The sequence below is a fragment of the Kitasatospora sp. NPDC056651 genome (genome assembly GCF_042792155.1).
Lineage (GTDB): Bacteria > Actinomycetota > Actinomycetes > Streptomycetales > Streptomycetaceae > Kitasatospora.
Map to the genome: position 1 here is coordinate 49,419 of NZ_JBHTWX010000028.1, position 21,632 is coordinate 71,050.

18 protein-coding genes are annotated in these 21,632 nt (G+C 73.7%); 8 read left to right on the plus strand and 10 right to left on the minus strand.

Annotated features, from left to right (window positions below; all coding sequences use genetic code 11):
• Positions 1 to 53: 53 nt before the first annotated feature.
• The 7 genes from ACFRAR_RS13980 to ssd form a co-directional block, all read right to left on the minus strand.
• Positions 54 to 611: an Rv3654c family TadE-like protein gene (locus ACFRAR_RS13980; RefSeq protein WP_380698134.1), complete on the minus strand. Its 558-nt coding sequence runs from the start codon at positions 609 to 611 to the stop codon at positions 54 to 56.
• The gene (locus ACFRAR_RS13985; protein WP_380698136.1) at positions 599 to 961 is read right to left on the minus strand and encodes a TadE family type IV pilus minor pilin; all 363 of its coding nucleotides are present in this window, start codon (positions 959 to 961) and stop codon (positions 599 to 601) included. The genes ACFRAR_RS13980 and ACFRAR_RS13985 overlap by 13 nt, the downstream gene beginning before the upstream one ends.
• 160 nt (positions 962 to 1,121) lie before the next feature.
• Entirely contained in the window at positions 1,122 to 1,394 is a 273-nt protein-coding gene (locus ACFRAR_RS13990; RefSeq protein ID WP_380698138.1) for a DUF4244 domain-containing protein, read from the minus strand.
• 41 nt (positions 1,395 to 1,435) lie between these two features.
• On the minus strand, positions 1,436 to 2,068 hold the full coding sequence (locus ACFRAR_RS13995; RefSeq protein ID WP_380698140.1) for a type II secretion system F family protein: 633 nt from the start codon (positions 2,066 to 2,068) through the stop codon (positions 1,436 to 1,438).
• 140 nt (positions 2,069 to 2,208) lie between these two features.
• On the minus strand, positions 2,209 to 3,252 hold the full coding sequence (locus tag ACFRAR_RS14000) for a type II secretion system F family protein (RefSeq protein ID WP_380698142.1): 1,044 nt from the start codon (positions 3,250 to 3,252) through the stop codon (positions 2,209 to 2,211).
• Between the two features lie 148 nt (positions 3,253 to 3,400).
• Positions 3,401 to 4,738: a TadA family conjugal transfer-associated ATPase gene (locus tag ACFRAR_RS14005; RefSeq protein WP_380698144.1), complete on the minus strand. Its 1,338-nt coding sequence runs from the start codon at positions 4,736 to 4,738 to the stop codon at positions 3,401 to 3,403.
• Entirely contained in the window at positions 4,738 to 5,862 is a 1,125-nt protein-coding gene (gene ssd, locus ACFRAR_RS14010; RefSeq protein WP_380698146.1) for a septum site-determining protein Ssd, read from the minus strand. The genes ACFRAR_RS14005 and ssd overlap by 1 nt, the downstream gene beginning before the upstream one ends.
• Positions 5,863 to 6,641: 779 nt before the next feature.
• On the opposite strand from ssd, the gene ACFRAR_RS14015 reads away from it, so the two are divergent.
• Positions 6,642 to 7,487: an HAD family hydrolase gene (locus tag ACFRAR_RS14015; protein ID WP_380698184.1), complete on the plus strand. Its 846-nt coding sequence runs from the start codon at positions 6,642 to 6,644 to the stop codon at positions 7,485 to 7,487.
• 401 nt (positions 7,488 to 7,888) lie between these two features.
• Here the strand turns inward: ACFRAR_RS14015 and ACFRAR_RS14020 are convergent, their stop codons facing one another.
• Positions 7,889 to 8,779, minus strand: a complete 891-nt coding sequence (locus ACFRAR_RS14020) for an oxidoreductase (RefSeq protein ID WP_380698148.1) — start codon at positions 8,777 to 8,779, stop codon at positions 7,889 to 7,891.
• 221 nt (positions 8,780 to 9,000) lie between these two features.
• Here ACFRAR_RS14020 and ACFRAR_RS14025 point away from each other — a divergent pair, with 221 nt between their 5' ends.
• From ACFRAR_RS14025 to ACFRAR_RS14055, 7 genes are all read left to right on the plus strand, one after another.
• Positions 9,001 to 10,008 (plus strand): ATP-binding protein, encoded by a 1,008-nt coding sequence (locus tag ACFRAR_RS14025; RefSeq protein WP_380698150.1) that lies wholly within the window; start codon positions 9,001 to 9,003, stop codon positions 10,006 to 10,008.
• 494 nt (positions 10,009 to 10,502) lie between these two features.
• Positions 10,503 to 12,935 carry a SulP family inorganic anion transporter gene (locus tag ACFRAR_RS14030; protein WP_380698152.1) on the plus strand — a complete coding sequence of 811 codons (2,433 nt, stop codon included), beginning with the start codon at positions 10,503 to 10,505 and terminating at the stop codon, positions 12,933 to 12,935.
• A gap of 242 nt (positions 12,936 to 13,177) precedes the next feature.
• Complete coding sequence (acs, locus tag ACFRAR_RS14035) at positions 13,178 to 15,136, plus strand: acetate--CoA ligase (protein WP_380698154.1); 1,959 nt, start codon at positions 13,178 to 13,180, stop codon at positions 15,134 to 15,136.
• A 371-nt stretch (positions 15,137 to 15,507) separates the two neighbouring features.
• Entirely contained in the window at positions 15,508 to 16,905 is a 1,398-nt protein-coding gene (gene nhaA / locus ACFRAR_RS14040) for a Na+/H+ antiporter NhaA (protein WP_380698156.1), read from the plus strand.
• Between the two features lie 281 nt (positions 16,906 to 17,186).
• Positions 17,187 to 17,663 carry a phage holin family protein gene (locus tag ACFRAR_RS14045; RefSeq protein ID WP_380698158.1) on the plus strand — a complete coding sequence of 159 codons (477 nt, stop codon included), beginning with the start codon at positions 17,187 to 17,189 and terminating at the stop codon, positions 17,661 to 17,663.
• 136 nt (positions 17,664 to 17,799) lie between these two features.
• A complete protein-coding gene (locus ACFRAR_RS14050) occupies positions 17,800 to 18,942 on the plus strand; it encodes an alpha/beta fold hydrolase (protein ID WP_380698160.1) in 1,143 nt (380 codons plus the stop codon).
• A gap of 176 nt (positions 18,943 to 19,118) precedes the next feature.
• Positions 19,119 to 19,328 carry a hypothetical protein gene (locus ACFRAR_RS14055; RefSeq protein ID WP_380698162.1) on the plus strand — a complete coding sequence of 70 codons (210 nt, stop codon included), beginning with the start codon at positions 19,119 to 19,121 and terminating at the stop codon, positions 19,326 to 19,328.
• Between the two features lie 150 nt (positions 19,329 to 19,478).
• Here ACFRAR_RS14055 and ACFRAR_RS14060 read toward each other — a convergent pair whose 3' ends face one another.
• Together ACFRAR_RS14060 and ACFRAR_RS14065 are read right to left on the minus strand one after the other, a co-directional pair.
• Positions 19,479 to 20,180, minus strand: coding sequence for a metal-dependent hydrolase (locus ACFRAR_RS14060; RefSeq protein ID WP_380698164.1), 702 nt, complete (start codon positions 20,178 to 20,180; stop codon positions 19,479 to 19,481).
• Positions 20,181 to 20,403: 223 nt separating this feature from the next.
• The gene (locus ACFRAR_RS14065) at positions 20,404 to 21,591 is read right to left on the minus strand and encodes a MarP family serine protease (RefSeq protein WP_380698166.1); all 1,188 of its coding nucleotides are present in this window, start codon (positions 21,589 to 21,591) and stop codon (positions 20,404 to 20,406) included.
• Between the last annotated feature and the right edge of the window lie 41 nt (positions 21,592 to 21,632).

The following is a 21,632-nucleotide window of genomic DNA, read 5'->3' on the forward strand; positions in this document are numbered from 1 at the left end:
CATCGGGCGGGCCGGAGGTGGCCTCGGGACCGGGCGGTTGAGCCCCGGCCGCCTCATGAGGCCACCGCCGCACCACTCACCGCTCCGTTCGAGGCCCGGCCGGGGACATCGCCGGGCCCGCCGCCCGCCCGATCAGCCGCCCCTCCGCCCGGGGCGTCCTCGGCCCCGGTGACCGGGGCCCGTACCGGCCCGGCCCGGGCCCTCGCCCGCGCCGGGCCGACCGGCAGACGCGCCGGGAGCCCCCGGACCGCCACCTCGGCCACCACCTCGACGGCGTCCGCCGACCGGTCGACCGTGCAGGACACCAGCCCGGCACCCTGAGCGGCGGCGAGTCCGGCCGCCCGCGCGCAGCCGCCGTCCAGGTCCAGCAGCATCCGGCCCGCCCCGGCAAGGGCCGCGAGGTCGGCCGCCGACTCGGCCCGGTGCCGGGCGGCGACCACCGAGCGGACCACGACCGTCGCACCGAAGACCGACGTGCCCAGCATCGCCAGGGCGAGCAGCCAGACCGTCGCCGAGCCGGCGTCCGGCCCTCGCCCGCCCGCCGCCGCTCGGGCCGCACGGGCGTACGCCACCCGCGCCGCCGCTTCCCTCGGCCCGGTCAGGACGGCCATGGACCACCACCTCCGTCCACGGCCGCCGTCAGGACGTCCTCCCGCGCCGCCACGGCCGCCGCACCGAGCCGTACGGCGAGCACTCCGCCGAGCCTTCCCGGCCCCGCGCACGGCGCGTCCACGTCCACCCGCACCGTGTCGGCCGCCAGCACCACCCGGACCTGCGCGCCCGGTGGGGCCGCCGAGCGCGCGAGTTCGGCGGCATCCGGCTCCCCGCGCGCGGCTGCCCTGGCGCCGACCCGGGCGGCGTCCACGCAACGGATCTGCGCGGCGGCCGCGAGCACGCCCCAGATCAGCATCGCCGCGAGCAGCAGGAGCGCCGGCAGCGCCACCGCCGTCTCCGCCGTCACGAAGCCCGCGTCACCGCGCCGACCCGGCCGCAGCGACCACGCCCGGCCGGCCCCGCGCGACACCACCCAACCAGGGCCGGGCCCCGGGCGCCCCGCGTCCGCCCGAACCGCGGGACGGACGACGCGCGAGGCGGCGGATCCGGGAGGCCGACGACCGGTCCTACGTCCCATGGAGCGCCCGCACCAGCATGTCGGTCAGCGCCGTCGTGATGCCGTCGCTGGTCACCACCTTGTACAGCGCGAACGCGAAGGCACACGCTCCCAGAGTCCCGACGGCGTACTCCGCCGAGACCATCCCGGCGTCCGAGCGGCCCCGGCGCCGAGCCACCGTGCGCACCCGGAGGGCCGCCCGACGACTCTTCCGGCGCCAGGCCGTGGCGAGCGGCCGGAGCGGATGCCCGTCACCGGGCCTGATCACGATCACTGCGGTCATGGATCTCTCCTCTTTCTGATGTTCGTGAAACCGACACTCATTCACATGGACTGGGCGAACCGGCTGGCGAGCCCGATGACCACCGGCACCACGCCGATCAGCACGAAGGCCGGAAGGAAGCAGAGCCCCAGCGGCGCGGTGGCGATCACCGCCGCCCGACGGACCCGGGCGTGCGCCGCGCGGGCGGCCGCCGCGCGCTGTCCCTGCGCGAGCCCGATCAGCGGGTCGGCGACCGGGACGCCGCCGAGGCTGCTGCGCTCCAGGCAGCGCGCCAGCGGCGCCAACGTCGGGTGCTGCTCCCCCAGTCGACTCCAGCAGAGCTCCGGCGGTGCGCCCAGGGCCAGTTCGGCCCCGATCGCCACCAGTCGGGGCCCCATCGGCGCGCCCACGCTGCGGCCCACCGCCGACACCGCCTCCGAGGGCAAGGCCGCCGAACCGAGGCAGGCTGCCAACAGCTCGGCACTCAGGGGAAGTTGCCTGGTCAGGAGCTCCTCCTCCCGAGCCGCCCGGCGATCCAGCGGCGAACGCTCCCGGGCCGACCACCGGTGGATACCGACTGCCAGCAGCGCCCCGACAACGAGCCCGGTGCCACCGCCGACCAGCATCACCGCCGCGAGCCCGCCGACGACCGCCGTCACCATCCGTCGTCGGCGCCCGACACCGAAGGTCACCATCCACGTTCGCCCGCCTCCTCCCTCCGCCTTCCAGGCCCGGGCGAATGCCCGCCGCCGCCTCACCCGGCCGCACACCGACCTCCACACCGCGGTGGACGCAGCCATCAGGAGGACGGCCGCCACCCACTCGACACCCCGCGTCACCCCGCCCTCGCCCCCGTTCCCGCCTCCGCGCCGAGCGCCCGAGCACGCATCCGTGACAGGCTGCGGCTCCGCCCACGCCACCCAGGAGCGGACACCCCACGGACGGACGTCCACCGCCGCTCGCCCCGTCCCCCGGGCGCCTCCAGCGCACCTCGGGCGGCCGCCCGGACGATGCGCGCCGTCCAGAGCACGCCCAGCCCCTCCAGGGCCACCCCCGCCGCCAGGCAGCCCAACCCAGCCGGTGTGTGCAGCAGGACGTCCAGCGGGCGGGCCCCCAGCGCCGAGCCGACGAACAGCCCGACACCCGGCAGCGCGGCCAGCACGGCGATCGTCGTCCGCGGCCCGGCCAACTCCCCGGCGATCTCCTCCGCGAGTGCGCGCTCGCCGCGCAGCGCCTCCGCGACCCGGTCCAGCGCGGCGGCCAGCCCCGATCCGCTGTCCGCCGCCACCCGCCAACAGGCCGCGATCGCCGCGGCGCCGCTGCCGCCCGGAAGTCCGGCCAACAGGTGCAGCGCGGCGGGCACGTCCCCGCCGTAGCGGCCGGCGGCTAGTCGGGCCACCGGCTCCTCACCGAGCCTGCGCAGCCCCTCCGGATCCGCGGCGAGCCGTGCGGTGACCAGGTGCAGCGCCTGCTCCGGCGTCGCCCCGCCCCGCAGCTCGCCCGCCAGCCCGGCGCAGAGCTCCACCACGGCCGCGGCCCGGTGCCGGGCCTCTGCCGCCAGCCGTCGCCGCAGCCGCCACCGGCGCAGCGGCAGGACGGCCACCGCGGCCGCGAGCACCGGCACCAGCGAGGCGGTGGCCCGCCCGGCCGCCAACCCGACCGGCAGGAGCAGCAGTTCGGGTGCCAGGAACTCCGGCGGGCGCCCCCGGTCCCACGCCTCGACACCCGGACTCGGCCCCCGCGCGGGTGGACCGCTTCCCGCCAACACCAGCCTGGAGCGCCGCCCGCCCGGCAGCTGATCCTGCACCGCGCGCCACGCCGCGATGGCGACCAGGCACAGCACGAGCACCCAGCAGAGCGCGAGTTGACCTTGCGTCATGCACGCCACCTCCGTTGTCGTCGGCCTGTCCTGGCCGAGCCTCCGAGCAGTACCAGGGCTCCCGCCGCGCACCCGCCCAGCAGCAGGACGAAAGCCAGCTCCACCATCCACACGTCCGCGCCCACCGACCCGGCCACCGCCACCGCGATCACGGCCGCCCCGACCCGAGCGACACCCCGCGTGCCGCCAGCAACCCGACCAGCCGCTCCCAGCCCGCACCGGGACACAGGCCTCCGGACGCCGGGAAGGCCACCGCGGGCGTGGTCACGGCCAGCCCGTCGCGGTCCCCGGCCATCGTGTGGACCTCCGCCACCCGACGCAGCCCCGAGCCCGGATCACGGACCAGGTGCACCACCACGTCGAGCGCGGCCCGCAGTTGGCTGTGCAACGCCGGTCGGTCGAGGCCGGCGAGCGAGCCCAGGGCCTCCAGCCGGACCGGCACGTCCGCCGCCGTGTTGGCATGGACCGTCCCGCAGCCACCCTCGTGCCCGGTGTTCAACGCGGCCAGCAGGTCCGACACCTCTGCCCCGCGGACCTCGCCGATCACCAGTCGGTCCGGACGCATCCGCAGTGCCTGGCGGACGAGGTCCCGCAGGGTGAGTTCGCCCAGCCCCTCCTGGTTGGGCGGGCGGCTCTGCAGCCTGACCACGTGCGGATGGGCCGGTTGCAGCTCGGCCGAGTCCTCGGCGACCACGATCCGCTCCTCCGGCCCGACCAGGCCGAGAAGTGCCGACAGGAGCGTCGTCTTCCCCGAGCCCGTCCCACCGGACACGAGCAGCGACAGCCGGGCCCTCACGATGCCCGCGAGCAGGGCCGCACCCTGCGGTGGCAGGGCGCCGCCCGCCACCAGCTCGTCGAGCGTGAACGGCCGGGGCCGGCACACCCGCAGCGAGATGTGCGTGCAGCCGGCCGCGATCGGCGGCAGCACGGCGTGCAGCCGGGTCCCGTCCGGCAGCCGGGCGTCCACCCACGGTCGGGCGTCGTCCAACCGCCGGCCGGCCGCGGTGGCCAGCCGGTGGGCCAGCCGCCGCACCGCCCCGGCGTCGGCGAACCGGACCCCGGTGGCTCGGTGCAGGCCGCCGCCACGGTCGACCCACACCTCGTCCGGACCGTTCACCAGGACGTCCGTGACGTCGGGCTCCGCCAGCAGCCGGTCCAGCGGGCCCGCACCCACCAGTTCGGCGCGCAGCGAGCGCACGGTGTCCAGGACCTCGTCCCCGCCGAGCGGCGGGCGGGTGGCCCGCAGCGCGGCCGCGACCGAGCCGGCCGTCGGGGCGGCCCCCGACTCGGCCAGCCGCAGCCGGACCGCGTCCACCAGGGCCGCCGACCGCTGCTCGCGGGCCGTACGGCCGTACGGACAGGGCCCGTGCTCGGCCTTCGGCGGCCCGCCGGACGGCGGCACGCTCCGCAGTGGCCGCTGCTCCCGGGCACCGGTGCCCGGACCGGGCTGGCCGCCCCGGAGGACTGTTCTGCGCAGACGGACCATCAGTACACACCTCCTCCGACCACCGGCACCGGCGGCAGCACTTCGTTCAGGAAGGTCGCGCAGAAGCGCGCGAGCGGACCGTTCTCCCGGCTGCCGGGCGGAACGCCCTTCACGACGTCCGGAGCGAGGCCCGGCTCCCGATCCAGCTCACCCGCCAGCGGCAGCCGCAGCCCGCGGACGATCTGCCGGGCCGGGAGCCCGCCGGCCCGCACCGGCCGCACCACGACCCGGACGTCCCCGAGCCGCATCCGGGCCGCCGCCGCGACCCGGTCGGCGGCGGCCACCGCGCGCAGCTCGGCCGCCACCACCAACAGCGCCAGGTCGGACTGTTCCAGCGCCTGCCCGGCGGCCGCGTCGAGGTGGCGGGGCACGTCGACCACCACCAGCCCTCCGCGCCGCCTGGAGGCGGCCAGCACGCTGCGCATGGCCTCCGGCGGCACCGTCAGGGTGTCGCCGCGGTCCCAGGACAGGCAGGACAGCGTGGAGAGCCGTTTGAGCGCCGGCAGCGCCCGGGCCAGCTCGGCCCCGCTGACCCTTCCGCGAGAGCCGGCCAGCTCCGGCCAGCGCAGCCCGCTGACCCGCTCGCCGCCGAGCAGGATGTCGAGGCCTCCGCCCAGTGGGTCGCCGTCGATGAGCATCGTCCGCCGGCCCGCCCGGGCGGCCGTGACCGCCAGCGCGCAGGCCAGCGTCGAGGCTCCGGACCCGCCGGAGCCGCCGAGCACAGCGACGGTGACCGCCGGGCAGCCGACGCCCTCGGCCGCGTCGGCGATCCGGTCGAGCAGCCAGGCTTCGGCGTCGGGCAGGAACAGCACGTGCTCGGCCCCGAGTTGGACGGCTCTGACCCAGACCCCGGGGTCGTCGAGGTCCAGCCCCAGCAGCAGCACCCCGCCGCGCCGCCCCAGCCCGGAGCACCGGACGGCCTGGTCGTCCCCGACCAGGACCAGCGAGGCGCCTTCCCAGAGCTCCCGCGCCGGTGGCCCGGCCCGGACCAGTCTCGGCTCGGTGCCCGCCGCCGCGCAGATCCGCAGCAGGTGCTCGGCGAGGCCCTCGTCCTCGGTGACGACGAGCGGCCCGGCGATCGCGGGGCCCTCGGCGGTGATGTGGTCGGCGATCGGCGTCGACATGGTGTCTCCCCTCCGCGCCGCGGATCACCGGGGTGATCTGCAGCGCACGTCGGACGGTTGCGGCGGACGGCCGCCCGACAGACCTCTCGGAGTGGAAGGGGATGAGGCCCTGCCCGGCGACCGCCGCCGGTCATCACGGTGGGGGGAGATCCGGATTTCGTCATCCGGGTTCCGATTGCCTGTGGATAACTCGGGGCTGTGGACGAAAACGTTCACCCGGGCGGGGGGCTAATCGGCGAAGAATTGACGAAAGAGGGTCACCGAGATGAACCGGCGACTCCTCGCGCCCTGATCCGTCGGCCTCCCGACGGCCGCCCGCGATCGTCCGGACGGCACTTCCGGACGGGTCCGCACCACCGATCGGAACCAGCCGTCCGACCCTTGACGGACATGAGCGAATGGCGACACAGAGTGACGAATGTCGAACATGTGACCGAGATGCCGCCACCCCCTGTAAGCCGCCGACGCGGCGGCGCCGAATCCGGCGCGAGAGGCGTTCAAGCCCTGAAAATGGCCCCGGACATGCGACGACCCCCGCCGGGGGGGAGAGCGGGGGTCGTCTATCCACAGCCCGACTCGGGGGGGAGGAGCCGGACCGGGTTAGCACGGTCGCGAACGATCCGTGACTTCCATGGTGTACCCGAGCGGCCAGAAACACAAACCCGCACGCCCGCGAGTACGCCGAATGGCGGGCTGTTTTGCGGCTCCCTCTATCCTCGGTTCCCGTGGACACCACCGAGAACGCCGACGACCACGCCGACGGGTCCCCGGGCGGCACCATCGCTCCCGACGAGCTCCGCCCCCCCGTTCGCCCCCGCCCGGGCGGGCCGCGCACAGCGGCCTTCTTCGACCTCGACAAGACCATCATCGCCAAGTCGAGCGCGCTGGCCTTCAGCCGCCCGTTCTACCAGGGCGGACTGATCAACCGTCGGGCCGTACTGCGCAGCGCGTACGCCCAGTTCGTCTTCCTGGTCGGCGGCGCGGACCACGACCAGATGGAGAAGATGCGCGAGTACCTCTCCGCGCTGACCCGGGGCTGGAACGTCCAGCAGGTCCGGGAGATCGTCGCCGAGACCCTGCACAACCTGATCGACCCGATCATCTACGACGAGGCGGCCTCGCTGATCGAGCAGCACCACGCGGCCGGCCGGGACGTCGTGATCGTCAGCAGCTCCGGCTCCGAGGTGGTCGAGCCGATCGGCCGGCTGCTCGGCGCGGACCACGTGATCGCCACCCGCCTCCAGGTCGAGGACGGCTGCTACACCGGCGAGATCGAGTACTACGCCTACGCCGAGAACAAGGCCGCCGCCATCCGGGAGTTGGCCGCGACCGAGGGCTACGACCTGGCCGAGTCCTACGCCTACAGCGACTCCTCCACCGACCTGCCGCTGCTGGAGGCGGTCGGCCACCCGTCGGCCGTCAACCCCGACCGGGCGCTGCGGAAGGAGGCGCAGGCCCGGGAGTGGCCGGTGCTGGTCTTCGAGAAGCCGGTGGAACTGCGGCGCCGACTGCCCGAGTTCTCCGCTCCGAGCGGTTCGGTGCTGACCGCCGTGGCGGTCGGGACGGCCGCTCTGACCGCCGGGGTGATCTGGTACCTGGCCCGTCGGCGGCGCCCCGCCGCCTGAGGCCGGGCAACGCCGCAGTTCAGGCCAAAACGGGCAATCGACGTGTACTTCTCATTTCGGGTTCCCCTTTCGCCCGAAACGCGATACAAATGAAGCACGGCCCGCGAGACCCGGTCAGGACCGAAGAGGTCAAACCGACAACGCAGTTCAGGCCCCACGGACCGCACGTACAGATATCCGAGCACCCACATGCAGCCGACCCGCTGTCGGGCCGCCGGACCAGACGAACGGGCAGGATCCCCGTCTGATCGGCACTTCCGGTGCATGCATGGTCACCCGGTATCTGCACCAGCGGCGGCACCCAGCAGGATCAGGTGCCGCCGCATCCGCGTGTCCGCGGCGCCCGCCCGCCCCCTCGCGGAGGGGTCCGGGCCGCTTGCGCGGAAGGGCCGGGCCGCCGCTCAGACCATCCCGCGCTGCATCGCCTCGCAGACCGCCGTGCTCTCCCGCGCGCCGAGCCGCAGCGCCCGGCCGCAGTGCGCGATCCACGCCGCCATCCCCTCGGGGGTGCCGGCCAGGTAGCCGGCGAGGGCCCGGCGGTAGGTGGCGGTGCCGAGCTCCGCCAGGCCGACCTCGGCCGGGCAGATCGACTTCGGGTCGAGCCCCTCGGCGATCAGCACGATCCGCTGGGCGGCCCGTGCGATCACCCCGTTGTGGGTGCCGAACGGCCGCAGCGCGAGCAGTTCGCCGTGCACCACCGAGGCCACCACGAGGGCCGGCGTGCCCACGCCCTGGCCCTCCGCGCGCGCCACCAGCAGCCGGGAGAGCTGATCGAGCCGGGCCGCGACCTCCTCCGCACCCGGAGCGGGCGGCAGCACGGGCAGCGGCCCGTCCACGGCGTCGACCTCGACGCTCTCCACCGGCTCCAGCTCCAGCGGGAACAGCGCCTCGGCGCCCTCCCCCGCCCGCCGCGGGCGCCCGGCGGCCGGATCGCCGTCGCCGACCGCGAGCAGGTGCAGCCGGGCCAGCACCTGGAGCGGCGAGTGCCGCCAGATGCTGAGCAGCTGGCCGGCCTCGGCGGCGATCCGCAGCGCCGCACCGACCGTCCGCGATTCGGGGTCGGCGCCGAAGTCGGTGCGGCGGCGCACCTCCTCCAGCGGCCAGTCGGCCCCGGCCAGGGCCGCCGACGCGCGGGCGCCGCGCAGTGCCGACTCGGAGGTGACCTCGGCCGCTCGGCGGCGCATCACCCGGTGGCCGTAGAGCCGGTCGACGGCCTTGCGCACCTCGGCCACCGCGTCGGGCACCCCGGGGAGCTGGGCCAGCGGGGCGAGGGGATCAGTTCCAGTGCTCACCTACCCGAGAGTAATGAACAGGTCGCCCCTCCCGGAACAGCAACCCCGCATCACCCGTTAGAGGCAATCCTCATTTCCCTCCGCCGATAGAACCCAAACCCCGGCTAGCATGACCACTATCGGAGACGATAACGATTTCCAACTGGGGCCCCTCCGTCGCACACGGCCCCTGGGCAGGAGGCCCCGCAGCGAGGGCCCTGAGCGAGAGTCGGAGTCCCCAGATGAAGATCGCCTTCGTCGGCAAGGGCGGCAGCGGGAAGACCACGCTGTCCGCCCTGTTCATCCGCCACCTGGCAGCCTCGGGCCGGCCAGTCATCGCCGTGGACGCCGACATCAACCAGCACCTCGGCCCCGCCCTCGGCCTGACCGATGCTCAGGCCGCCGAGCTGGTCCCGATGGGTGGACACCTGTCGAAGATCAAGGAGTACCTGCGCGGCAGCAATCCACTGATCCGCTCCTCCGAGGAGATGATCAAAACCACGCCGCCCGGCCGCGGTTCGCGACTGCTGCGGATCGTCGAGGAGAACCCGGTCTACGCCTCCTGCGCCCGTCCGATCGCACTGGACGAGGGCTCGGTCCGGCTGCTGGCGACCGGCGCGTTCACCGAGGAGGACCTCGGGGTGGCCTGCTTCCACTCCAAGGTCGGCGCGGTCGAGCTGCTGCTCAACCACCTGCTGGACGGCCCCGGCGAGTACTTCGTGACCGACATGACCGCGGGCTCGGACTCCTTCGCCTCCGGCCTGTTCACCCGCTTCGACCTGACCTTCCTGGTGGCCGAACCGACCCGCAAGGGCGTCTCCGTCTACCGCCAGTACAAGGACTACGCCGGCGACTTCGGCGTGCGGCTGCGCGTGGTCGGCAACAAGGTGCAGGGCCCGGACGACCTGGCCTTCCTCCGGCGCGAGGTCGGCGACGACCTGCTCACCACCTTCGGCCAGTCGGACTGGGTGCGCCGCCTGGAGCAGGGGGCCGAGCCGCCACTGAGGTCCCTGGAGCCGGCCAACCGGGCCGTACTGGAGGAGCTGCGGATCGAGGCCGACGCCTCCTACGGACGACGGGACGCACGCCGCTACACCGAGCAGGCCGTGCTCTTCCACCGCCGCAACGCGGAGAGTTGGGCCAACGCCAAGGTCGGCATCGACCTCGCGACCCAGGTGGACGAGGAGTTCGTCCTGGGCGACTTCGCGGACGGCGGCGAGCACGCGGCCCCGGCCGGCGCCCGCGCCTGACCCCCACCCCGCACCCCGCACCCCGCACCCCGCACCCCGCACCCCGCACCCGAACGGGCCGCGACCTCTCCCAATTCCGGGGAGGCCGCGGCCCGTTCGCCGCGCCCGGCCCCGTCGCTCGACGGCCGGCCCGGGCCGGCCCTCCCGTCGAGCGGCAGCAGATTCCCGATGGTTCGGCCACCACCCAATGGAGTGAACCGGGGGGTTTTTCACTTCCCTCCCGCAACCACGCTGTGCAAAGCTTTCATTACCCTCGGTTTACCGAGTCTTGATGGTTCGTCCGGCGGCCCTCAGCGAGACGTCCCGCACCTCGCCCAAAGCCCCGGCGGGCCCGATGGTCCACGCCGGCCGGTGACACCCGCACTCCCCGCCGCGCCCACGCCACCCCGCCACACCGTCGCGCCCCCGCCACAGCCGATCCGCCCGGAGCCCCCTCCGGACTCACCACCGGACCTGACTGCGTTCGCCCCCACCCCGGACAGACGGGAAGACAAATGCCCCTCGACATCTCCAGCGCCCCCATCGCCTCCGACACCACTGACCACGCACCGCCCGGCCCGGGCCACCGGATCCGCTGGGTCCAGGACCTCTCCTCCTCCCTCGTGGTTTTCCTGATCGCCGTACCGTTCTCCCTCGGCATCGCGCTCGCCACCGGCGCCCCGCTCACCGCCGGTCTGGCCGCCGCGGCCGTGGGCGGGATCGTGGTCGGGCTGTTCGGCGGAACGCCGCTCCAGGTCAGCGGCCCCTCGGCAGCGCTGACGGTGGTCACCGCCGGACTGATCGCCCAGTACGGCTGGCAGGCCACCTGCGCCATCACCGCCGCCGCCGGCCTGTTCCAACTCCTGCTCGGCGCACGCCGGGTGGCCCGGACCGCACTCGCCGTCTCACCCGCGATCGTGCACGGCATGCTGGCCGGGGTCGGGCTCACCATCGCCATCGCGCAGCTCCACATCGTCCTCGGCGGCTCGCCGCAGAGCTCAGCGATCGCCAACCTCATTTCCCTGCCAGGGCAGTTGGCCGGTCCGCACCCACCCGCGCTGCTGGCCGGCGCGGTGACGGTGGCCGTCCTGATCGGCTGGCCCCGACTGGGCCGGCTGCCGGGCCGCGCGGGCGAGTTCGGCGCCCGGCTGGCCACGGTGCCGGGCCCGCTGGCCGGCGTCGCACTGGCCACCGCCCTCGTGCTCGCCCTGGACCTGCGGCCGGCCCGCGTCGAACTGCCGGCCTGGCGGCCGCAGGCCTTTCTGCCGGCCCTTCCGCACGGCCCGGTCCTCGGACTGCTGGCGGCCGTCCTCACCGTCACCGCCGTCGCGAGTGTGGAGTCGCTGCTGTCCGCCGTCGCGGTCGACCGGATGTCCCGCCGGACCGGCGACCTCGACCGCGAACTGCGCGGCCAGGGCCTCGCCAACCTGGTGAGCGGGCTGGTCGGTGGGCTGCCGGTCGCCGGTGGCGCGGTGCGCAGCACCGCCAACGTGCGGGCCGGCGGCCAGACCAGGTGGGCCTCGGTACTGCACGGTGTCTGGGTGCTGGCGGCCGCACTCGCGCTGACCGGCGGACTGCGCCGGATCCCGCTGGCCGCGCTCGCCGCACTGGTGCTGGTCGTCGGGCTGCACATGGTGAGCTTCGCGCACATTCGCAAGGTGCACCGGCACCGCGAGTTCCCCGTCTACCTGATCACCGTGCTCGGCGTGGTGGCCGCCGGCGTGCTGTGGGGCGTCGTGATCGGCGCCGGGACCGCCGCGCTGCTCGCCCTCTACCGGCTGACCCGCGCCCATGTGGACGTCTCGACCGGCCCCGACGGCACGGTCACCGTCCGGACGCACGGCCCGCTCACCTTCACCACCGTGCCGCGGCTCGGCCGGGCACTCGCCGGCATCCCGGCCGGGGCCGAGGTCACCGTGGTCCACGACGGCGCCTTCCTGGACCACGCCGCGTACGAGACCCTGTACACCTGGCGGGCCGGACACCAGGGCGCGGGCGGCCGGGTCTCGATGGTGACGCGGCGCCAGGACGACGAGGTGCTCGACCCGGACGGCACGGTGCGCGCGGGCAGTTCACCGGGCCCGCACCGCTGCCGGGCCTGGACGCCCTGGGTCGGCCACCACTGCATCGAGCAGCAGGAGGACCCGCACGGCCGACTGCTGGACGGCGTCCGGGTGTTCCAGCAGCACACCGCCCCGCTGATCAGGCCGGAGCTCGCCCGGCTGGCACGGGAGGGGCAGGCGCCCTCCCAGCTCTTCCTGACCTGCGCGGACTCCAGGATGGTCACCAGCATGATCACCAACAGCGGCCCGGGGGACCTGTTCACGGTGCGCAACGTGGGCAACCTGGTGCCGGCGCCGCACGAACCCGGCGCGGCGGACGACTCGGTGGCCGCCGCGGTGCAGTACGCGGTCGAGGTGCTGGAGGTGCGCTCGATCACGGTCTGCGGCCACTCCGGCTGCGGTGCGATGAAGGCCCTGCTGGACGGAGTGCACGAGCTCCCCGGTCCGCCCACCCCGCTGGCCCGCTGGCTGCGCAACGGCCGCGGCTCGCTGGACCGGCTCCGACGGGTCCCGGCGGAGTTCGTCGGCCGGCCCGTGGCGGACGTCGCGGAGCAACTCTGCATCACCAACGTGGTCCAGCAGCTGGACCAGCTGATGGCGAACCCGGCGGTGGAACGCCGGGTCGAGGCGGGCACGCTGCGGCTGGTCGGGATGTACTTCGACTTCGCGACGGCGCAGGCCTACGTCCTGGACCGGGCCGCCGGGACGTTCAGCCCGGTCGAGGCCCGCAGCGGGAAGCGCATCGACAAAACCGAACACAACGCCGACGCCCCCGACGGGACCGGCCCCGACGCCCGGCCGGGCCGGGTGTCGGCCGAACGGGTGAATGAGGACGAACGGGTGCCGGTCGAGGGTGGCGAGGAGGACCCTCTGCTGGCCGCCTGAGAGCCGGGCCCGTGTCCCCGTCAGGCGGGCCGGGGCACGGGCCCACCCACCCTCGCGCGGTCTTCCGGTCCGCGGCGGCGGAACATGCCGACCGGCGACCGGCCATCGGTCAAAGGTCTACACCAATTCACAGGAGCCTCTTGTCAACTGCCCCGTTCGCCTGGTGAGCTGTGCGCTGGGACACACGGGACAATCCCCACGCACGGGATCGCCCCCGATCATGACTCGATGAGGAGTGCGCGTTGAGCAACGAGAGCCTGGCCAACCTGCTCAAGGAGGAGCGGCGCTTCGCCCCGCCGGCAGAGCTCGCCGCAGCCGCCAACGTCACCGCGGCCGCGTACGCGCAGGCCTCCGAGGACCGTCTGGGCTTCTGGGCCGAGCAGGCCCGTCGCCTCACCTGGGCCGTCGAGCCGACCGAGACCCTCGACTGGTCCAACCCTCCCTTCGCCAAGTGGTTCGCCGACGGCAAGCTCAACGTCGCGTACAACTGCGTCGACCGCCACGTGGAGAACGGCCTGGGCGACCGGGTCGCCATCCACTTCGAGGGCGAGCCCGGCGACGGCCGCTCGATCACCTACGCCCAGCTCAAGGACGAGGTCTCGCAGGCCGCCAACGCGCTGCTGGAGCTCGGCGTGCGCAAGGGCGACCGGGTCGCCGTCTACCTGCCGATGATCGCCGAGGCGGTCGTCGCGATGCTCGCCTGCGCCCGGATCGGTGCCACCCACTCGGTGGTCTTCGGCGGCTTCTCCTCCGACGCCGTCGCCTCCCGCATCCAGGACGCCCAGGCCAAGCTCGTCATCACCGCCGACGGCGGCTACCGCCGCGGCAAGCCCTCGGCCCTGAAGCCGGCCATCGACGAGGCGCTCACCAAGGTGGACGGCGTCGAGCACGTCCTGGTGATCCGCCGTACCGGGCAGGACATCCCGTGGAGCGAGGGCCGCGACGTCTGGTGGCACGAGATCACCGCGCGCCAGTCCACCGAGCACGCCCCCGAGGCGCACGACGCCGAGCACCCGCTGTTCATCCTCTACACCTCGGGCACCACCGGTAAGCCCAAGGGCATCCTGCACACCTCGGGCGGCTACCTCACCCAGGCCAGCTACACCCACCACGCCGTCTTCGACCTCAAGCCGGAGACCGACGTCTACTGGTGCACCGCCGACATCGGCTGGGTCACCGGACACTCGTACATCGTCTACGGCCCGCTCGCCAACGGCGCCACCCAGGTCATCTACGAGGGCACCCCGGACACCCCGCACCAGGGCCGGTTCTGGGAGATCGTCCAGAAGTACGGCGTGACCATCCTCTACACCGCGCCGACCGCGATCCGCACCTTCATGAAGTGGGGCGACGACATCCCCGCGAAGTTCGACCTGTCCTCGCTGCGGGTGCTGGGCAGCGTCGGCGAGCCGATCAACCCCGAGGCCTGGATCTGGTATCGCGAGCACATCGGCGCCGGCACCTGCCCGATCGTGGACACCTGGTGGCAGACCGAGACCGGCGCCATGATGATCAGCCCGCTGCCGGGCGTCACCGAGACCAAGCCGGGCTCGGCCCAGCGCGCCCTGCCCGGCATCGCGGCCACCGTGATGGACGACGAGGGCAACGAGGTGCCGAACGGCTCCGGCGGCTACCTGGTGCTCACCGAGCCGTGGCCGTCCATGCTCCGCACCATCTGGGGCGACGACCAGCGCTACATCGACACCTACTGGTCGCGCTTCGAGGGCCGTTACTTCGCCGGTGACGGTGCCAAGAAGGACGAGGACGGGGACATCTGGCTGCTCGGCCGGGTGGACGACGTCATGCTCGTCTCGGGCCACAACATCTCCACCACCGAGGTGGAGTCGGCCCTGGTCGGCCACCCGTCAGTGGCCGAGTCCGCGGTGGTCGGCGCCACCGACGCCACCACCGGCCAGGCCATCGTCGCCTTCGTGATCCTGCGCGGAGGGGCCGTCGAGACCCCCGAGCTGGTCGATGAGCTGCGGGCGCACGTCGGCCGCACGCTCGGCCCGATCGCCAAGCCGAAGCAGATCAAGGTGGTCGGCGAGCTGCCGAAGACCCGCTCCGGCAAGATCATGCGCCGTCTGCTGCGCGACATCGCCGAGGGCCGCGAGGTCGGTGACACCACCACGCTGGCCGACAGCACGGTGATGAGCCAGATCCAGGCCCAGCTGCCGTCCTCGGACAACGGCAACGGCTGAACCCGCTGAGACAGCGGCTGTGCCCCGGACGGTGGTCACCGTCCGGGGCACAGCCGTCTCCTCGGCTCCATCCGGACACCGACACCAGAGACCGTCCGGGCACGAGGCACCGTCCGGGCACGAGGCACCGTCCGGGCACCGGACTCCGTTCGGGCACCAAGGCACTGCTCCTCCGAGGTGCAGTACCAGCCCGCAGGGTTTAAGTCCTTTATTAGGACAATCCGGATGTCACCCGAACTCCCGCTAGACTGTTAGGGACGCATCAAGATCCCTTGACAGGGACCGCGGGCGTCACAGGGCGCGCCGGGAAGTCTGGTCGGCAACTGCACCACCCGTGCATCCGTTGCCGCTCCCAGCCCCAGGAGGTCCACGTGACCGACCAGCCGCCCGTCCACGAGCCGACGACCCGCCGCCGGCAATTCCTCGGCCGGCTGTCCGTGCCCGAGCGCACCTTCATCACCGACGCCCTGCGCACCGAGACGGTCGGCGGCATGCTGCTGCTGGGCGCCGCCGCCATCGCGCTGATCTGGGCCAACGTCTGGCCGGACGCGTACCGGAGCGTGCTCGACTACACCGTCGGCCCCTCCGCCCCCCTGCACCTCGACCTCTCCCTGGCCACCTGGGCCAAGGACGGCCTCCTGGCGGTCTTCTTCTTCGTCGCCGGGATCGAACTCAAACGCGAGTTCGTCGCGGGTGAGCTGCGCACACCCAGTGCCGCGCTGCTGCCCGTGGTCGCCGCCGTCTGCGGGGTCGCGCTGCCCGCGATCCTGTTCGCCCTGGTGAACTCCGGCAGCGGCGGACACCCCAGCGGCTGGGCGATCCCGACCGCCACCGACATCGCCTTCGCGCTCGGCGTGCTGGCCGTGGTCGGCAGCCACCTGCCGTCAGCGCTGCGCGCCTTCCTGCTCACCCTGGCGGTGGTCGACGACCTGATCGCGATCCTGATCATCGCGATCTTCTACAGCCACGGCATCAAGTTCTGGGCGCTCGGTCTGGCCTTCGCCGGCCTGGTGCTGTTCTGGTTCCTGCACCGGCGCGGCGTCCACGGGTGGTACGTCTTCGTGCCGCTGGCCGTCGTCACCTGGGCACTGATGCACGAGAGCGGCATCCACGCCACGGTGGCGGGTGTCGCGATGGGTCTGATGCTGCGCTGCCACCGGGAGGGCGACGAGCAGCACTCCCCCGGCGAGCACATCGAGCACCTGGTCCGCCCGTTCTCGGCCGGCCTGGCCGTCCCGCTGTTCGCGCTGTTCTCGGCCGGGGTGGCGATATCCGGTCCGACCCTGCGCGAGGTGTTCACCCAGGCCACCCCGATCGGCATCGTGATCGGACTGCTGGTCGGCAAGTCGGTGGGCGTGTTCGGCGGCACCTGGCTGACCGCCCGGTACACCAGGGCCGAGCTGAACCCGCAGCTCAAGTGGGCGGACATGGTCGCCGTCTCGGTGCTGGCCGGCATCGGCTTCACCGTCTCGCTGCTGATCAGCGAGCTGGCCTTCCCGGACGACCCGACGCTGGCCGGTCGGGCCAAGACCGCCGTCCTGCTCGGCTCGCTGATATGTGCGACGGTCGCCACCGTGCTGCTGAAGCTGCGCAACCGGCACTACCGTGCGCTGTGCGAGGAGGAGGACCGGGACGTGGACGGGGACGGCGTCCCGGACGTCTACCAGGCGGACGACCCGGCCTGGCGGGCGAAGGTCGGCGAGGACCGGCACCCCGGCCCCGAGGCCGACCGGGAGCCCGGCCCCCGCCGGTCCGGACGGGACGCCTGAGCCACCCCGCAGACCCCGCCCGAAGGCCCGCCCGAGGGCCCCGGGCCGGGTCCTCGCGGGTTTCCGGCGAGTTCCCGACGAGCTCGCGGAGGGGCTGCCGGCGGACCTCGGCTGCCGGGACACGTCCCTCCGGCGGGGCCCCGGAGTGGTGTCCGACTGACCGGTAAGGGCATGATTCTGAGCTGTCGACAACCCACAGACGCCTCCGGAACCCCCACCGGCCCCCGGAACCGCACAGCCGCGGTGGCGTCACGCCGTACCGCCGCAGAGGAGAACCGCTGATGCCCGCAGGAGCCGCAGACCCGTCCAGCAACGGCCGGGCGCCCTACGAGGGCGAGCGTTCGGTGGGGCAGCTGTTCGCGGCGGCCACCTCCGACCTGTCCGCGCTGGTCCACGACGAGATCGCGCTCGCCAAGGCCGAGATCCGGGCGGACGTCAAGCGCGGCGTCTCCGGCGGCATCTCGCTGATCGTCGCCGGCGTGGTGGCGCTGTTCTCCATCCCGATGCTGAGCGCCGCGGCGGCCTTCGGCATCCACGCGCTGGGCCTGTCGCTGGGCTGGTCCTTCCTGATCGTGGCCGGTGCCTACCTGCTGCTCGCGGTGCTGCTCGGAATGCTGGCCTGGCGTTCGTTCAAGAAGATCGAGAAGCCGGTCCGCACCATCGAGGGCGCCCAGAAGACGGCCGACGTGCTGAAGAACGCCCGGCCGCGCCCGGCCACCCAGGAGGAGATCGACCGGGCCTTCGGCCGCATCCCGTAAACAGGACGCCGGCGGCGCCGTACCGGGCCAGCCATCGGGCAGCCGTACCGGGCGGCCCCGCGTCGGCGGGCGCGGGGACCCGCCGACAACGAGTGCCGGGCACATGTCCGGCGCGCGAATGTGACACGCTCTCGGTATGCCGCTCGACCAGAAGCCCGTGCCCGTGCAGCCGTCCGCCGCCTCCGGCCCCGACTCCGGCGCCGGTCTGACCCCCGAAGGCCCCGGCACCGCCCCTGAAGGCCCCGGCACCGCCCCCGAGGGCACCGACCTGGCCCCCGGACGGGAGCCTGATCGGGAACCCGAGCGGAAGCCCGGGCAGGGCCAGGAGCGGGAACCCCTCGAAGCGGCCTCCGGCGGAGCCCCGGCGGAGGGCGACGAGGCCTGGGACGTCCGGCAGCCCGGCCCGTGGACGCACCGCGACCTCGCGGCCAACGGCGCCCGCTTCCACATCGCCGAGCTGGGCTCCGGCCCGTTGGTGCTGCTGGTGCACGGCTGGCCCGAGTACTGGTGGGCCTGGCGCCACCAGCTGACCGCGCTCGCCGACGCCGGCTACCGCGCGGTGGCCCTCGACCTGCGCGGCATCGGCGGCAGCGACCGCACCCCGCGCGGGTACGACCCGGGCAACCTCGCCCTGGACATCACCGGTGTGATCCGCTCGCTCGGCGAGCGCCGGGCCCACCTGGTCGGGCACGCCTCCGGCGGCACACTGGCCTGGGTCGCGGCGGTGATGCGCCCGTCCGTCATCCAGAGCCTGACCGTGGTCTCCGCCGCGCACCCGAGGGACCTGCGCCGGGCGCTGCTGACCGACCGCCGGCAGTTCGCCGCCTTCGAGCACGTGCTGGGCTTCCAGCGGCCGTGGATACCGGAACGCCGGCTGGTGGCCGGCGACGCCGAGCTGGTCGGCCGCTACCTGGCCTCCTGGACCGGTCCGAACGGCCTGGACGAGGCCGCGGTGCACGCGTACCGGCAGGCGATCCAGATCCCCAGCACGGCGCACTGCTCGATCGAGCCGTACCGCTGGCTGCTGCGCTCGCTGGCCCGGCCGGACGGCATCCAGTTCGCCCGGCGGATGAAGAAGCCGATCACCGCGCCGACGCTGCACGTCCAGGGGGCGGCGGATCCGGTGCTGCTGTCGCACACCGCGCTCGGCGGCGGCGAGTACGTGGCGGCGCCGTACCGCTGGCGGCTGCTGCCGGGGGTCGGGCACTTCCCGCACGAGGAGGCGCCGGAGGAGTTCACCGCCGAGCTGCTGGACTGGGTCGGCCGTCACAAGGAGTGACCCACCCCGGGGCCGCCCCGGGCCGCCGGGAGCCGCCCGGAGCCGGACGTGCGACCCGTCGGGATGGGCCTTTGGTCCCAACTCCCTTGACACTAAACTCATATGACAACCGCATAGGCCAATTTCGGCGCGCCCCGGGCGGTTACCTCCACCGGCCCAGGGGCATCCATTCCGGTATGAGTTGGATGCCCGAAAGCGGCGGCGCCCCGCGCGGCCGACGCCACAACAGCCCTCAGCGTTCCGCCCACCGCCCCGACCGGGCGGACGACCTCGGCTTCGACGGACCGGACGGCCGTCAGCACCCGGAGCGGCGGCACCTCGGCATCCCGCGCATCCTCGGCCGGCGCGCCCGCTGGGTGGGCGCACGACTGCGGCGCGAGACCTGAGGCCTCGCGCCGCATCCCCTCGTGAACTCCGGCCGGCTCGTCTTCACTGGCCCGGTCCACTCACCGACTCGGCGCTCACCGACCCGGTCCACTCACCGACTCGGCGCTCACCGACCGCCCGGTTCACCGACCGCCCGGTTCACCGGCCGCTCAGTTCACGATCGTCGGCGACAGTGCCGTGAACCAGAGCAGGACGAAGGTCGCGACCGACATGATCGGCACCAGCACCTTGGTCTCGACGTTGTTGCCGCTGCGCTTGATCACCACGATCTCGTAGCGCTCCTTGTGCGGCCAGAGCAGCGGCGCGCCCTTCTTGGTCAGGCAGTCACCGAGCAGGTGCGCCAGCGTGCCCAGACCCACCGCGTACGGCAGCCAGCCGGGCGAGTTGGGCATCCAGGTGTTCATGCCGAAGGTGCCGAGTGCGGCCAGGCCGATGACGGTGATCCACGCCTCCGGGCCGTCGCCCGGCGGGCAGAGCCGCAGGGCCCGGATCGCGAGCGCCAGCAGGAAGAAGGTCAGCCCTAGGGTGAAGTTGCGGCCCAGGAACGTGACGCCCGCCCAGGTGCCGCCGCCCATCAGCGCGACGAACAGCAGCGAGTGGGTGGCGTGCCGGTGGCCGCCGGAGGCCCAGGCCACGAAGCGGCAGAGCGCCTTGGAGACCGGCCCGAGGAAGTTGGCGATCGAGCCGTCGTGGTGGTCGAGGTCCGGCAGCAGGGCCGCGCCCGCGCACAGCACCGTGCCCATCAGTATGTCCGCCGGCTGCAGGGTGGTGTGCAGCAGCAGCGGGGGCAGAAAGGGAGCCGAGGCCGCGTACAGCATCGCCCCGCTCACCGCGTGCGAGTGACCCATCATCGGACTGCCACGACCTCCCGTCGGGCTCACTCCGGGACGGCGCCCGATTGAGCCGAACGGGTGAGCGCGGCCGAGGCTACCAGGGCGGCCTGACGGTTCGACGGATCTCGTGCGCCCCGGCCCGGCGCGGCCCGACGACCAGCCTCCCGCGCGTCCCCCGCCGCACCTTCCGCCAGGCCCCCGCCGCACCCTCTGCCAGCCCCCGCCGCACCCAGGTCCGACGTCAGAGCGCGCAGCCCTGGGTGTCCACCCGGCCGGTAGCCGCCCCACCCCGCTCCACGTCCTCGCGCACCTCGGCCGCGGTCAGCACGTAGCCGGTGTCCGCGCTGTCCAGGGACTTGGCGAAGACCACGCCGTACACCTCGCCCTCCGGGGTGAGCAGCGGGCCGCCGCTGTTGCCCTGGCGGACCAGCGAACGCACCGAGTAGACGTCCCGGACCACCTGGCCGCGGTGGTAGATGTCCGGACCGTTGGCCTGGATCCGGCCGCGGATGCGGGCCGGCTGGACGTTGAAGGCGCCGTTCTCCGGGAAGCCGGCCACGATCGCGCTGTCGTTGGTCCTCGCCTCGCCCGCGAAGGAGAGCGCGGGCGCGTTCAGCTTGGGCACGTCCAGGACGGCGATGTCGCGCTGCCAGTCGTAGCGGACCACCGTCGCGTCGTACAGCTGGCCGACGCCGCCGATCTGCACGGTGGGCTCGCTGACCCCGCCGACGACGTGGGCGTTGGTCATCACCCGGTGCGGGGCGAAGACGAAGCCGCTGCCCTCCAGGGTCTTCCCGCAGGAGGTCGCCGTGCCGACCACCTTGACCAGGCTCTGGCGGGCCCGCGCCACCGCCGGGCTGGCCGCCAGTGCCGGGTCGGGGCTGTCGACCTGGGTGATCGGCTCGTGCTCGAAGGGGTTGAAGACCTGCGGGAAGCCGTTGCGGGCGAGCACCTTGGAGAAGTCCGAGAACCAGTTCGGCGCGTCGCTGGGCAACGCGTTCTGCACCCCGCCGAGGACCGACGAGGAGCGGACCTGCCGGGAGACCGTCGGGAGCGAGGCCCCGGCCAGTGCCGAACCGATCAGCCAGGCCACCAGCAGCATCGAGACGACGTTCACCACGGCGCCGCCGGTCGCGTCCAGCACCCGGGCCGGACGGCGCCCGATGTGCCCGCGCAGCTTCCAGCCGAAGTGCGCGGTGATCGCCTGGCCGATCGCGGCCAGGACGATCACCACCACGACGGCGATCACCGAGGCCGTGGTGCCGGGGCCGATGTGGTCGAGCAGCAGCAGCGGCAGCAGCTCGACGGCCAGCAGGCCGCCGCCGAGGAAGCCGACCAGCGAGAGCACTCCGACCACGAAGCCCTGCCGGTAGCCCGACACGGCGAATGCCACGGCCGCGGCGATCAGCAGCACATCCAGGACGTTCACTCGGACACCCTCCCACGCGCCGCGGGCCGGACGCGCCGACG

Coding starts and splice junctions, on each gene's coding strand:
- ssd (WP_380698146.1), bottom strand. CDS start 5,862: ATGTCGACGCCGATCGCCGACCACATCACCGCCGAGGGCCCCGCGATC.
- ACFRAR_RS13995 (WP_380698140.1), bottom strand. CDS start 2,068: ATGGTGACCTTCGGTGTCGGGCGCCGACGACGGATGGTGACGGCGGTC.
- ACFRAR_RS14030 (WP_380698152.1), top strand. CDS start 10,503: ATGCCCCTCGACATCTCCAGCGCCCCCATCGCCTCCGACACCACTGAC.
- ACFRAR_RS14050 (WP_380698160.1), top strand. CDS start 17,800: ATGCCGCTCGACCAGAAGCCCGTGCCCGTGCAGCCGTCCGCCGCCTCC.
- ACFRAR_RS14060 (WP_380698164.1), bottom strand. CDS start 20,180: ATGATGGGTCACTCGCACGCGGTGAGCGGGGCGATGCTGTACGCGGCC.
- ACFRAR_RS14045 (WP_380698158.1), top strand. CDS start 17,187: ATGCCCGCAGGAGCCGCAGACCCGTCCAGCAACGGCCGGGCGCCCTAC.
- ACFRAR_RS14055 (WP_380698162.1), top strand. CDS start 19,119: ATGAGTTGGATGCCCGAAAGCGGCGGCGCCCCGCGCGGCCGACGCCAC.
- ACFRAR_RS14005 (WP_380698144.1), bottom strand. CDS start 4,738: ATGGTCCGTCTGCGCAGAACAGTCCTCCGGGGCGGCCAGCCCGGTCCG.
- ACFRAR_RS13980 (WP_380698134.1), bottom strand. CDS start 611: ATGGCCGTCCTGACCGGGCCGAGGGAAGCGGCGGCGCGGGTGGCGTAC.
- ACFRAR_RS13990 (WP_380698138.1), bottom strand. CDS start 1,394: ATGACCGCAGTGATCGTGATCAGGCCCGGTGACGGGCATCCGCTCCGG.
- ACFRAR_RS14025 (WP_380698150.1), top strand. CDS start 9,001: ATGAAGATCGCCTTCGTCGGCAAGGGCGGCAGCGGGAAGACCACGCTG.
- ACFRAR_RS14000 (WP_380698142.1), bottom strand. CDS start 3,252: ATGACGCAAGGTCAACTCGCGCTCTGCTGGGTGCTCGTGCTGTGCCTG.